Origin of the sequence: Halomonas sp. QHL1 (assembly GCF_001882345.1) — a bacterium.
Taxonomy (GTDB): Bacteria; Pseudomonadota; Gammaproteobacteria; order Pseudomonadales; family Halomonadaceae; genus Vreelandella.
This window is the reverse complement of the sequence record NZ_MINL01000001.1, coordinates 2,851,123-2,864,138: the sequence shown is the minus strand read 5'-3', so window position 1 is coordinate 2,864,138 and position 13,016 is coordinate 2,851,123. Positions and strand designations below refer to the sequence as shown.

The 13,016-nt window shown below is 51.1% G+C and carries 9 protein-coding genes; 4 read left to right on the top strand and 5 right to left on the bottom strand.

Annotation, left to right across the window (positions count from 1 at the left end; genetic code table 11):
• Nucleotides 1-394: 394 nt before the first annotated feature.
• Entirely contained in the window at nt 395-1,168 is a 774-nt protein-coding gene (locus QHL1GM_RS13100; protein ID WP_071694883.1) for a glycosyltransferase family 32 protein, read from the bottom strand.
• Nucleotides 1,169-1,703: 535 nt separating this feature from the next.
• Between QHL1GM_RS13100 and QHL1GM_RS13095 the strand changes: the two genes are divergently transcribed.
• Nucleotides 1,704-3,359, top strand: a complete 1,656-nt coding sequence (locus tag QHL1GM_RS13095; RefSeq protein WP_071694882.1) for a sulfatase-like hydrolase/transferase — start codon at nt 1,704-1,706, stop codon at nt 3,357-3,359.
• Here QHL1GM_RS13095 and waaF read toward each other — a convergent pair.
• Together waaF and rfaD are read right to left on the bottom strand one after the other, a co-directional pair.
• Nucleotides 3,349-4,392 carry a lipopolysaccharide heptosyltransferase II gene (gene waaF / locus QHL1GM_RS13090; protein ID WP_071694881.1) on the bottom strand — a complete coding sequence of 348 codons (1,044 nt, stop codon included), beginning with the start codon at nt 4,390-4,392 and terminating at the stop codon, nt 3,349-3,351. The two genes, QHL1GM_RS13095 and waaF, sit on opposite strands and share 11 nt — an antisense overlap.
• Nucleotides 4,385-5,341 carry an ADP-glyceromanno-heptose 6-epimerase gene (gene rfaD / locus QHL1GM_RS13085; protein ID WP_071694880.1) on the bottom strand — a complete coding sequence of 319 codons (957 nt, stop codon included), beginning with the start codon at nt 5,339-5,341 and terminating at the stop codon, nt 4,385-4,387. The genes waaF and rfaD overlap by 8 nt, the downstream gene beginning before the upstream one ends.
• A 109-nt stretch (nt 5,342-5,450) precedes the next feature.
• Here rfaD and glyQ point away from each other — a divergent pair, with 109 nt between their 5' ends.
• The 3 genes from glyQ to gmhB all read left to right on the top strand — a co-directional run bounded on the left by glyQ (nt 5,451) and on the right by gmhB (nt 9,207).
• The gene (gene glyQ / locus QHL1GM_RS13080) at nt 5,451-6,422 is read left to right on the top strand and encodes a glycine--tRNA ligase subunit alpha (protein WP_071694879.1); all 972 of its coding nucleotides are present in this window, start codon (nt 5,451-5,453) and stop codon (nt 6,420-6,422) included.
• Complete coding sequence (gene glyS, locus QHL1GM_RS13075; RefSeq protein WP_071694878.1) at nt 6,422-8,488, top strand: glycine--tRNA ligase subunit beta; 2,067 nt, start codon at nt 6,422-6,424, stop codon at nt 8,486-8,488. Before glyQ ends, glyS begins: the two co-directional genes overlap by 1 nt.
• 167 nt (nt 8,489-8,655) lie before the next feature.
• Entirely contained in the window at nt 8,656-9,207 is a 552-nt protein-coding gene (gene gmhB, locus QHL1GM_RS13070) for a D-glycero-beta-D-manno-heptose 1,7-bisphosphate 7-phosphatase (protein ID WP_071694877.1), read from the top strand.
• Between the two features lie 202 nt (nt 9,208-9,409).
• Here the strand turns inward: gmhB and gyrB are convergent, their stop codons facing one another.
• Nucleotides 9,410-11,830 carry a DNA topoisomerase (ATP-hydrolyzing) subunit B gene (gene gyrB, locus QHL1GM_RS13065; protein ID WP_071694876.1) on the bottom strand — a complete coding sequence of 807 codons (2,421 nt, stop codon included), beginning with the start codon at nt 11,828-11,830 and terminating at the stop codon, nt 9,410-9,412.
• Nucleotides 11,831-11,884: 54 nt separating this feature from the next.
• Entirely contained in the window at nt 11,885-12,988 is a 1,104-nt protein-coding gene (recF, locus tag QHL1GM_RS13060; protein WP_071694875.1) for a DNA replication/repair protein RecF, read from the bottom strand.
• Nucleotides 12,989-13,016: the final 28 nt, after the last annotated feature.

The following is a 13,016-nucleotide window of genomic DNA, read 5'->3' as shown; positions in this document are numbered from 1 at the left end:
GGCGCGTAATAAAACGTATTTTATCAAATGAGGATCTAGTTTCATGCTAGCAAGCTCGCACAATAAATTGGCTTCTGTGCCGATAACATATAGTAGGTTTGTTGACAGCTTAGCTTGTAATACCTGAAGGTATGTCTGCATCTACATTATTCAGGCTTACATCTTGGCTGTCACTAACAATTCCTAGCTTCAGCTTATATCATAAAGCTGCCATGACCCTATAAAAAATGTTTAATTTATCTATGAGCGCCATGGCGTGCTCTTCTTAACCTATAGAATTGTATACGCCATGAGATTACACTTACGCATTGATTTTACTAAACTAATTATGAAGATAGCACCTTATAAATCAATAAAATACATCAAGCTTTTATACATTTATAAAGTTTAGCTCTTATTTTCTGATTATATTTGTATTTCTTTGCTGCTTATTCCATTTCCCCTCTGGTTTATCAACGTATTGAAAATACTCATTGGTAAAGCTACCCTGGTTGACTGCATAGCGATATGAAACAGTAGGAACCACCGTTTGCTCTAGACACTCCTGAAACACGCCGGGTCCTGTAAGGTAAAAAACATTTTCTGAGCTCTCTGTATCAATATTATCGACTATTTTATCTATCATTATTTTTAAATTATCGTTACCCGCTCGACTAGCAATGAAGTAATTACTAAGCTCTTTTCTTCCAGTGATGATATAGAGCTCTTCTTCGTTGCCAAGAATATCTCCAAGCGGCCATACTAAGTGGGCATCAATGTCAAGATAAACACCACCAAATTTATTTAATACAAGCAGCCGCCAGAAATCAGCTTGGGCAGCCCCTATCTGTAGAGATTTGTAATATGAAAGCTCTTTTGGATAAAAAGTAGATACAAAATCTCTACGTGATTCAGTAATCATAAACCGGTATTCATAGCCAGGGGCCATTATACGATTAAACAAATAGTTCACATATACTGGCAACGTAACTTTGTCTGTGAAATTGGTTTGCCATATTGTCTTGGGAATAAGACTACCGTCCGGCTTAGACAAGAGTGGCTTAGCATATGCAGGAATCTTGAATCGTTTATCAGGAAGCAGCCAATGAAAAGAATAACTTAGCATTTTAACTATATTAGCCAACAGCTTAACAACTCTGCTGAAAGTTAAAATCAATATTTTCTTCATGCAAATAATCCTTTAAAATTAGGCTGCAGCCATAATTAATCTTATGGCAACAATTCAGTGCCCGTAAGCATTACTAAAACTTTCACTGAATGATAAACTCTTCGGTACTCTAAAGATAGCGCCCCAGGATTACCTGCGAACATGCTCGCTGTAGCCCTATTATGGCTTAGCTTAAATAGAAGGGCAATTGGCTCATCAGCAGCCGCGTTTGATAAAGGATGATTCAACAGCGCTTCCGACGGAGCTGCTTTCTCAGCCTCGGCTGCCATACTATTAATGTCGCAGATTTTTCTGGAAGTGGCCAACTCGGCTTGTAGCAACTACCGTTTTTACGCACGAGGCAGTGAGGAGCGACGAAACACCTTGCCTATCTTTTTGCCAGTGGTCTGCCGTGCAGTTCGTTCATAGGAAATACTTTTTCCCTCAAAGCAGCCGCAGTCGTGATTATTTAGGGCAATCGAGCCGCCAAAGCAAGCATTGCACAGGGAGCTAAATGCCTTTGTGTAGGAAAATTTAGCTGAATGATAGGTTACCTATGGATCCTCGTACTATTCGAAAAATAGCGATCGTCACTATAGGCCTCTGCATGGGCTATACCGTCACGGTACTGACTCGCCTGCCCTGGTGGACGCTCTTTTTTGTAGCGGCCGCATGGATTGGTGTGGGGCTTAAGCTACGCTGGGGCCAGCCTGCCAATGCCCGCTACCGTAAAATGTGGCCATGGTCGCTTGTACCGTTAAGCCTTTGGGGTGTTTACGTTTACCTGGCGGACAGCTTTGGCATTGTCGATCTGGGTGCAGTGTTTTTTCACCTTCAGGCGGGCATGGCCGAGCACGGTGGCGCAGGCAAAATGGTCTCCGCAGTGCTCTATACGCTGATAATGATCGGTGTACTGGCAGCCGTGACGTGGTTATCACGCCATGATCAGCGCTGGCGGTTAGCCGAGCGCTTTTTCGCTATTTTGTTATTGGCTAGCAACCCGCTACTTTATGGCATAGGACAACGCAGCGCGGCCATTGTTACCGATGACGGCGCTTGGCTGGATCGACGCTACAAGCCACCTCCGGCCGAGGAACTTAGAGGCGCTCCTAACTTACTCATTCTCTATTTGGAAAGCATTGAGCGCACCTACTCCAATGAAATATTTGGGGATGCCTACGCCAATCTCAACGCGCTAGGGGAGCGGGGTGCCGTCTTTGAGGGCGTGCGTCAGATGGATAATACGGGCTGGACGATGGCGGGCATGATTGCCAGTCAGTGCGGCGTGCCATTGATGCCCGCCGGGCTCCTTCACGACAGCCAGTTCGATCCGCTTTCCAAGGTTGTACCTGGAGTCGATTGTCTCGGCGACATACTGGCCGGGCAGGGTTACCAGCTGAGCTATCTAGGTGGCGCCAGCACACAATTTGCGGGTAAAGGTTTGTTCTACCGCGGACATCAATTCAGTATGGTGAAAGGACGTGAAGATTTAGAGCCCCTTCTAGAGGATCCTGAGTATGTGAATAGCTGGGGGCTTTATGACGACACGCTTTATGACATCACCGCCGATGAAGTAAGGCGCTTAGATAAGCAAGATAACGGCCCATGGGGTGTGATTAGCCTGAATTTGGCAGGCCATGCGCCCAATGGTTACCCCTCTCAGTCGTGCGTAGAAAGGCAGGGTGAATTTGACGGTCAGGATATTCTTTACTCAGTCGAGTGCGCTACTTGGCTTGCCCGAAATTTGGTTGAACGTTTGGAGTCCGAGGGTCTTCTCGATAATACCTTGGTGGTCATTCTCAGCGACCATTTGACGATGCGCGTTTCTGTGTGGGATCAACTGACTGCATTAGATCGCGACAACACGCTGGTTATGCTAGGTAACAGTATTGAGCCTCAGCGTATTCGCCGGGACGCTACCATGCTGGATGTTTTCCCCACCATACTCGATGCGATGGGCTTTCATTTGGAGCGCGACCGCGCTGGATTGGGTACGTCGCTTTTCAGCAGTAACCGTACGCTGGTAGAGGCCCACGGCATCGAAGTGCTTAATGAGCGTTTAAGAGAAGAGACGGCGCTTCAGCACCGCCTTTGGGAGGGCATCTCCCCTCAACGGCGCGATGATCCCGATGAGCCTTCTCAAGAAGCCTCTCAAAAGCAAACCCTAGAGACGCCTGCTGACGTGGCAGACGAAGTTGAGCTCACCCATTAACGATGACGCTCTCCCACTGATGAGCCGCGTGAATCTGTTGATAGACTTGCTCAACGCTGAGCTGATTAAGGCAATTGGTGTGCCCTAACGGGCAGGTACGCTGAAAGCAGGGCGAGCAGGAGAGCGCTAGGTAATGAATGACTGCGTTATCGGTCAAGGGCGGCGTGTAGGCGGGCGATGAGGAGCCGTATATTGCATGAATACGTACGCCTACCGCTGCGGCCACATGCATTAATCCCGAGTCATTAGTGACTACTTGCCGACAATCCGCCAGCAGATCAACCGCATCGGCCAGCTGCGTTTTACCGCACAGATTATGGGCATGGGAAAGCCCCCGAGTAATCTCCTCTCCCGCCGGATGATCCTTTGCCCCACCGATTACGCGTACTTCAAAGCCCTCATCCACCAGCCGTTTGGCTAATGCATGAAAATAACTAACCGGCCACTGCTTGGCGGGGCCGTACTCAGCGCCGGGCATCATGCCGATCGCCGAACGCGATGAAAGCGAGTGCGTCAGCCGTAAATTGACCAAATTATCGCGGTCTATCTGCAGTCGCGGCTTTGGCAGTGCAAAGTCACCGCTAGCCGCCTCTTCCTGGGGTAAGCCAAGCGATACAAAGCGCTTTACCGTTTGATCAAGCACCTGCTTGTCGAGCTTGCGGCGCTCTTTAAGGAGCCCATATCGGTGTTCCCCTAAAAAGCCTATGCGCTCTGGAATACGCGCCATAAAGGGCACCAGCGCTGCCTTCCAGGAACGTGGTAGCACAATGGCGCGGTCAAAGCGTCCACGCAGGCGGTTGGCGAGTTCGCGGCGGCTGGCTAAGCCAAATTCACCGTGCCCCACTGCCAGTGGCAGCACTTCATCCACTTCGGGCATACGCTCTAAAATAGGCTGTGACCACGCGGGGGCAACCACGCCTATCGTCGCGCCTGGCTGACGAGCTTTTAAGGTCATAAACAGGCTTTGTGCCATGACCATATCGCCCACCCATGAGGGGCCAATCACCAGCAAGCGCTGATTTGAGTTAGCCATTTAACCACTCCAAGTAGGCCTTCACCCCTTGAGCAACGGTTTTGAACTCAACATCACAGCCGCTCTCGCGTAACTGGCCAATATCGGCACGGGTATAGCTTTGATAGCGTCCTTTCAATTCTTCGGGGAAGGCTATGTAGTCGATCTCGCCTTTACCGTAAAAGTCGATAACCGCCTCGCCAATGGCTTTAAAAGGCTCAGCCCGACCGGTGCCAAGATTGAAGATGCCGGATTGACCAGGATTATCCAAAAACCAGAGATTCACATCGACCACATCGCCGACATAAACAAAGTCCCGGCTCTGCATACCTGCTTCATAGCCGTCATAGCCGCCAAACAGCTTGAGCGTTTCGCCATTACGAATTTGCAGGTGGTTATGATAGGCCACACTGGCCATTTTGCCCTTATGCTGCTCACGAGGGCCGTAGACATTAAAGTAACGAAAGCCAACTACTTGCGTGGTTAACTCGCCCCAGCGCGAACGCACGTGCTGATCAAACAGCAGCTTGGAATAGCCGTATACGTTAAGCGGCTTTTCGCACTCAGGCACCTCTTTAAAGACCTCGCTACCGCCATAGGTGGCGGCTGACGAGGCGTATAAAAAAGGAATACTCTGCTGCTCGCAGTAATTAAGCAGCACTTTGGAGTACTCGAAGTTATTCTCCATCATGTAGTGGCCATCCCATTCGGTAGTATCCGAGCAGGCGCCTTCGTGGAAAATAGCATCGATCTTAGGTAGATCGACGCTTTCACCGCGCAGGGCAGCTTTGACCCTGGTGAGGAAATCATCTTTATCGAGATAATCCGCCAGCGTGCAGTCGGCTAGATTGACGAATTTGGTACCGTCCCGAAGATCATCAACCACCATCACGTCATTTCGACCACGGGCGTTCAATGCTTTGACTATGTTGGCCCCGATAAAACCGGCACCGCCTGTTACCACAATCATACTGTTCTCCTTACCTAAAGCGGCTTGTTGGCATACTTGCCTATAACCCATCTGCCTAGGATTGTATACTTGACGCCTTATGAATTCATGGCCAACGGTGCTTTCCGCGATGAGTGTCTCGACAAACCAATCGACACCCGATGTGTCGACCTTTCAAGGCTTGATCCTTGCTCTGCAGCAGTACTGGGCAGAACAGGGTTGCGTCATCCTTCAGCCGCTCGATATGGAAGTCGGCGCGGGCACCTTCCACCCCGCTACCTTCCTGCGGGCGATTGGTCCCGAAACCTGGAATGCTGCCTATGTTCAGCCTTCCCGTCGCCCCACTGACGGCCGCTATGGCGAAAACCCTAACCGCCTTCAGCACTACTATCAGTTTCAGGTAGTGATGAAGCCATCGCCGAGTAACTTACAGGATCTCTATCTGGGCTCTCTCAAACGCCTGGGTCTTGATCCGTTGGTTCACGATGTGCGCTTTGTCGAAGATAACTGGGAATCCCCTACTCTTGGCGCCTGGGGCCTGGGCTGGGAAATCTGGTTAAACGGCATGGAAGTCACCCAGTTTACCTACTTTCAGCAGGCTGGTGGCATCGAATGCTACCCAGTGACCGGCGAACTGACCTATGGGCTTGAGCGTATCGCCATGTACCTTCAGGACGTCGACAGCGTTTATGACCTCGTTTGGGCCATTGCCCCCGATGGCAGCAAAGTGACTTACGGCGATGTCTACCTGCAAAACGAACGCGAGCAGTCCACCTACAATTTCGAACATGCCGATGTTGACCAGCTATTTGCTAACTTTGATCATCAGGAAAAAGAGTGTGGCAAGCTGCTCGCTGCCAGCCTGCCGCTACCGGCCTACGAACAAGTTCTGAAGGCATCGCACACGTTCAACTTATTAGATGCCCGTCACGCGATCTCGGTCACTGAGCGTCAGCGCTTTATCCTACGCGTTCGCACTATGGCCCGGGATGTCGCCACTGCTTACTTTGAGTCGCGTAAGGCCGAAGGTTTCCCCATGGCGCCAGAAATTCTTCGCCGAGAACTGTTACAAGAGCTACTCGCCGATCAGGGAGACAACTAATGGCTGTTAATACGCTTTTACTAGAACTCGGTGCAGAAGAGCTACCGCCCACGGCTCTGGATGCTCTTTCCGATGCGTTCGCCGCGGGAATAGAGAAAGGCCTGCAAGAAGCCGATGTTCCCTTTGCCAGCGTTACCGCTTTTGCGACGCCACGGCGTTTAGCGGTACAAGTGCGTGAACTGGCCGATAAACAGCCTGACCGAGACGTTGAGCGCCGTGGCCCAGCGCTGGCGGCTGCCTTCAAAGATGGCGTTGCCACTAAAGCCGCGGAAGGCTTTGCCCGCTCTTGCGGTGTAAGCGTAGACGAGTTGATTCATTTAGAAACCGATAAAGGTACTTGGCTAGGTTTTCGTGAACAGCAGCAGGGAGAATCTATTCAAGCGCTGCTACCCGCGATTATCCGCAAATCAATCAGCACCCTCCCCGTGCCCAAAAACATGCGTTGGGGTACTTCACGGGTTGAGTTTTCGCGCCCTGTTCACTGGTTGGTAGCACTTTACGGTAGCGATGTAGTGGCCGCAGAGGCGCTTGGCCTAGAAGCTAGCTGTACGACCTACGGTCACCGCTTCCACGCCCCTGATGCACTTCAGCTGGCCCACGCCGACGAGTATGTGGCTACGCTGGAAAATGCCTATGTACTGGTGGATCGTGAGCAACGCCGCGAGCGTATCCGTGAGCAGGTATTAGCAGAAGCCGAAGTGCAGGAGGCCAATGCCGTTATCGACGAAGACCTTCTGGTAGAAGTGAGCGGCTTGGTGGAATGGCCGGTCGCCCTGACTGGTAGCTTCGATGAGCGCTTCCTGGAAGTACCCCCCGAGTGCTTGATCTCCTCGATGAAGGCTAACCAGAAATATTTTCACCTGCTTGACGACGCTGGCAAGCTGAAACCACTATTTATCACCATTGCCAATATCGACAGCGCTGACCCCGACCAGGTGATTGCCGGTAACGAGAAAGTTATTCGCCCGCGCCTAGCCGATGCAGCGTTTTTCTACGACACCGACCGCAAGCGAACGCTTGCCTCGCGCATTCCCCAGTTAGAGAGCGTGGTATTCCAGCAGCAGCTAGGCACCCTCGCGGATAAAGCTCGCCGTAGCTCAGCTATTGCGACGTTTATTGCCGAGCGTATTAATGGCGACGTGGCTCATGCACAGCGCGCCGTAGCGCTTGCCAAGTGTGATCTTGTGACGGAAATGGTGCTCGAATTCCCAGAACTTCAGGGCATTATGGGACGCTACTACGCGCAGCAGGATGGTGAACCCGCGGAGGTTGCCCAAGCCCTTGAAGAGCAGTACCTGCCGCGCTTTGCTACCGATACGATTCCCCAAAGCGCTACAGGCAAAGCACTAGCCTTGGCGGATCGTCTGGATACCCTGGTAGGCATCTTCGGGATTGGCCAACGCCCTACCGGTGCAAAAGATCCTTTCGCGCTACGTCGTGCTTCGATTGGCGTACTTAACATTCTGGTCAAAGGCGATCTGGATCTTGACCTGCGCGAGCTGCTGGCGGTTGCCTCAGAGCAGCACCAGGGTCTGCCCAAGGCTGACGGTCTGGTTGAGGACGTGCTGACGTACATGCTTGATCGCTTCCGCGCCTGGGGCCAGGAAGAAGGCATCAGCGCTGAAATGTACCTTGCCGTGCGTGCACGCCCCGTCACTAACCCGCTCGACTTCGCTCGCCGCCTGCGCGCTGTGAAGGCCTTTGCCCAGCGGGATGAAGCCGCAGCGCTGGCGGCGGCTAACAAGCGTGTTTCAAATATTCTAAGCAAACAGGAGCATGACGGCAGCACACAGGTCGATCAAAACTTGCTGCAGGAAGATGCCGAACGGGCGCTGTTCGACGCTGTTACAGGTAGCCAGACGCAGGTGGCACCGCTATTTGCTGCGGGGGATTACCAGCGTGCACTCGACGCACTTGCCACCCTGCGAGATCCTGTGGATGCCTTCTTTGACCAAGTAATGGTGATGGCGGACGACCCGGCTATTCAGCGTAATCGATTAGCACTTCTTGCTAGCCTTCAAGCGCTGTTTTTAGAAGTCGCCGATATTTCGCTACTCCCTCAGTAGTCGTCGGCTCATTGTTCGCAACCCAAGCCCAACCCTAAAAGGTTGGGCTTTTTATTGTTTGACGGGAGTATGTGTTTCACGTGAAACACTTTTGCCAGATCAGGGTAAGATAGTTTTAAAATTGGCGGCAGAAAAGCGTCCCTGGCAACCGTAACAATAGGATCTCTATGCTAAATGCCGAAAAACTTGTCATTCTTGATCGAGACGGCGTCATCAACCATGACTCTGATAACTACATCAAATCTCTCGACGAGTGGGTGCCCTACCCCTCTTCCATCACAGCCATTGCCCGACTCACACGCGCGGGATTCACCGTTGCCGTCGCAACGAATCAATCGGGCATCGCCCGTGGCTATTATGATGAAACAACGCTCCATGCGATGCATGAACACTTAATTGCGTTAGTCGAAGCGCAAGGTGGCCATATCACCCATATCGCTTACTGCCCCCATGGGCCAGACGATAAGTGCTCATGTCGTAAACCATTACCAGGAATGCTGCTAAACATTCAACAACTCCTCGGGCTAGAAAGCTTAACAGGGAGCTGGATGGTCGGTGATAGCCTACGTGATTTACAGGCGGGCGAAGCAGTAGGTTGTAAAACAGTGCTGGTGAGAACAGGAAAAGGGGTTAAGACGGAGCAAAAAGGGGCTGACCTTGAAAAGGCCCTAATCTTCGATGATTTAGCACAATTTGTTGAGTGGCTAATTGATAGCTAAATAGTACCGTGCAAATAACTTGACAGCTCTACTTTGACTGCACGCGCCCCTCTCCTTTCTGCCACAGCTTCTTCCTACCAAAAAAAGCGCCGCTATAAAATACATAGCGGCGCTTATTATCATGGTGGCATTAAATTATGTCGAGATTAATGCTCGTTAACGTAGTGTTTCACGTGAAACATCTTAACGAGCGCTATCCATCTTATACGTCTAAATTCGCCACCAGCGCATTGGTTTCGATAAAGTCGCGACGTGGTTCAACGTCGTCACCCATCAAGGTGTTGAACATCATATCGGCACCCACGGCATCTTCGATCGTCACCCGCAGCATGCGCCGAGTTTCCGGATCCATTGTGGTATCCCAGAGCTGGTCTGGGTTCATTTCACCCAAGCCCTTATAGCGCTGGAACGACAAACCACGCTGCCCTTCCTGCATTAACCACGCCAACACTTCAGAGAAGTGCGATACAGGCTTCTGACGTTCGCCACGGGCAATATAGGCGCCCTCTTCCAGTAAGCCATCCAAGGTTTCGCCCAACGCGGCGATGCCCCGATAGTCAGCGCTTTCAAAGAAGTCGAGACCCCACGTATACTCAGTCGTCACACCGTGAGCAACTAGCGATACGGTCGGTAAGAAAAGCCCACGCTCAGAATCTTCTTGAAGATGGAAGTGATAACGGGGCCCACCTTCATAGGCCACCATATCGTCCATAATCTTCTGCAGCTCGGCTATCCAGTTCTCCATGGTAACGCGATCTTTCAGGCTTTCTTCACCTTTAAGTGCCGATGCATGAACGATCTGCTTAAGCACTTCATTGGGATAAACCCGCGACAAACGATCAATCCGCTTCATCACATTACGGTACTGATTTACCAGTGTCTCAAGCTGTGAGCCCGAAATACCCGGCGCATTGGCGTTAACATGCAGGCCTGCGCCGTCTAGAGCCGTCGTGGTTAAATAATCCACCATCGCCTGCTCATCTTTCAGATAGAGCTCTTGCTTGCCGCGCTTAATTTTATAAAGTGGCGGTTGAGCGATGAAGATATGACCTCGCTCGATCAATTCCGGCATTTGACGGAAGAAGAACGTCAATAGCAACGTACGGATGTGCGACCCGTCGACATCAGCATCGGTCATGATGATAACCGAGTGGTAACGCAACTTATCAGGGTTAAACTCTTCACGACCAATGCCACAGCCCAGCGCCGTGATTAGCGTGCCCACTTCTGCAGAGGAAAGCATTTTGTCGAAACGTGCTTTTTCGACGTTGAGGATTTTACCTTTGAGCGGCAAAATAGCCTGAGTACGGCGGTCGCGGCCCTGTTTGGCACTGCCACCCGCCGAGTCACCCTCCACCAAGTAAAGCTCTGATTGGCTAGGGTCTTTTTCCTGGCAATCCGCCAACTTGCCTGGTAAACCGGCAATATCCAATGCGCCTTTGCGGCGGGTCATATCGCGCGCTTTGCGGGCCGCTTCACGGGCACGCGCTGCATCCAACATCTTATTGACGATCGCCTTGGCTTCGTTAGGTTTTTCAACAAGATACTCAGAAAAAAGGCGACTCATTTCCTGCTCAACCGCTGTCTTCACTTCACTTGAAACTAGCTTATCTTTCGTTTGAGACGAAAACTTAGGATCCGGCACTTTTACTGAAATGATCGCGGTCAGGCCTTCACGGGCATCGTCACCGGTCGTATTGACCTTGGCCTTCTTAAGCAAGTTTTCTGCTTCAATATAGTTATTGAGCGTACGGGTAAGACCTGCCCTAAAACCAGCCAGGTGTGCTCCGCCATCTCGCTGTGGAATATTATTGGTATAGCAGAAAATGTTTTCAGTGAACGCTTCGCTCCACTGCATGGCCACTTCTACTTCAACGCCATCTTCACGAATAGCGTTAAAGTGGAATACCGGATTAATCACACTCTTATTGGTATTGAGGTGATCAACAAAGGCTCTCAAACCACCTTCGTAGTGAAATAGCTCTTCTTTACCGCTGCGCTCATCCAGCAAACGGATAGCCACACCAGAGTTCAAGAAAGAGAGTTCACGGAGTCGTTTGGCTAAAATATCAAAATGGAACTCGATATTGCCAAAGGTTTCTGGCGATGGGCGGAAGTGAACCCGGGTGCCGCTTTTTTCGGTTTTGCCCACAACACCCAACGGCGCTTGAGGCACGCCATGGCGGTACATTTGTTCGAACACTTCACCTTGACGCCAAATGGTTAAGCGCAGTTCAGCGGAAAGCGCGTTAACAACAGAGACACCGACGCCGTGCAACCCACCGGAAACCTTGTAGGAGTTATCATCGAATTTACCGCCTGCGTGCAGAACCGTCATGATAACTTCTGCAGCGGAAACCCCTTCCCCTTCGTGAAGCTCGGTGGGTACGCCGCGGCCGTTATCACTCACGGTGACCGACTCATCCGGGTGGATGACAACACGAATTTCACTACAATGCCCAGCCAACGCCTCGTCGATGGAGTTATCCACCAACTCGAAGACCATGTGGTGGAGCCCAGTACCGTCGTCGGTGTCACCAATATACATACCTGGCCGCTTACGCACCGCGTCCAGTCCCTTGAGCACCTTGATGCTTGATGAATCGTAAGCCTGCTCGCTCATTGACCACTCCGTTGTGAAGTCTGTCTCATCCTGTATCGTCCTTCCCTTCCTGCGCTAGCTGAATCTCTCTAAACCACTAAATCCCTCTTTGCTATGTTTCACGTGAAACATATTCACAGGGGTATCAGTGCGCCAGGCATTCTTTAATGCAGAAGGTTCGACACTGGTAATAAATGCTTGGCACTGCATATCTTCGAGTAGCCCACAAAACTGGTAACGGTTTTGCTCGTCAAGCTCTGCGGGTAAATCATCAATAAGATAAATACAGTGCCGCTGTGCTGTTCTTTCCAGAAACCGCCCTTGGGCAAGTTTTAATGCACTCACCACTAACTTTTGCTGGCCTCTGGAAAGCACTTCTACAGCAGGCTGTTTGTTTATTCTGATACGTAAATCTGCGCGCTGCGGGCCTTGCTGAGTAAACCCCATCTGCTGATCAGTTGGCCGACTATCGTATAGCACATCAGCGAGGGATCGATCTTTATCCCACCCCCTGGCGTAGTGAATCGACATCCCCGGCAAGGGAAGCAACACCTTGAGTGTCTCTTCAAAGACCGGCAAAAAGTCATTGAACCAAGCCCGACGTAACGTATCCATCTGTTCACCCGAAATGGCTAACTCATGCTCCCACACCGCCATTTCTTGAGGTTGTATTCTACCACGCCTGAGCAGTGCATTCCGATGTTTCAACGCACGTCGGGTGCGCTTCCAGATTGTTAAAAAGTCATGTTTCACGTGAAACACACCCCAGTCGAGAAACTCTCGACGACCTGCGGGAGAACCTTCAAGCAATCGGAAAGCATCTGGGTTGATTAATTGAAGCGGCATTGCCTCTACCAGTTCCGCCAAGCGAGCGTTCTTATCACCTTTTAAACGAAGCTCAAGCTCCCGTTGAGCTCTTAACCGGCGCACGCCAAGGGTAACCTCCGGCTCTCCGCTTAAACGGCCGTACAGTGTCATATAGGGCTCGTCTGTTTGGATCGCGTGCTTTAACTGGCGGGTACGAAAAGAGCGCCCCATGCCTAGAATATGCACACCTTCCAACAGGCTGGTTTTTCCACTGCCGTTAGCACCGCTGATAACATTGATGCGCGAAGAGGGGGCCAGCTCAATCGGTTGGAGATTGCGCAAAGCGTGGAAACTAAGCAGTGTCAGGCTCATCCTATTATCACCACTTAAAAGATCCTTT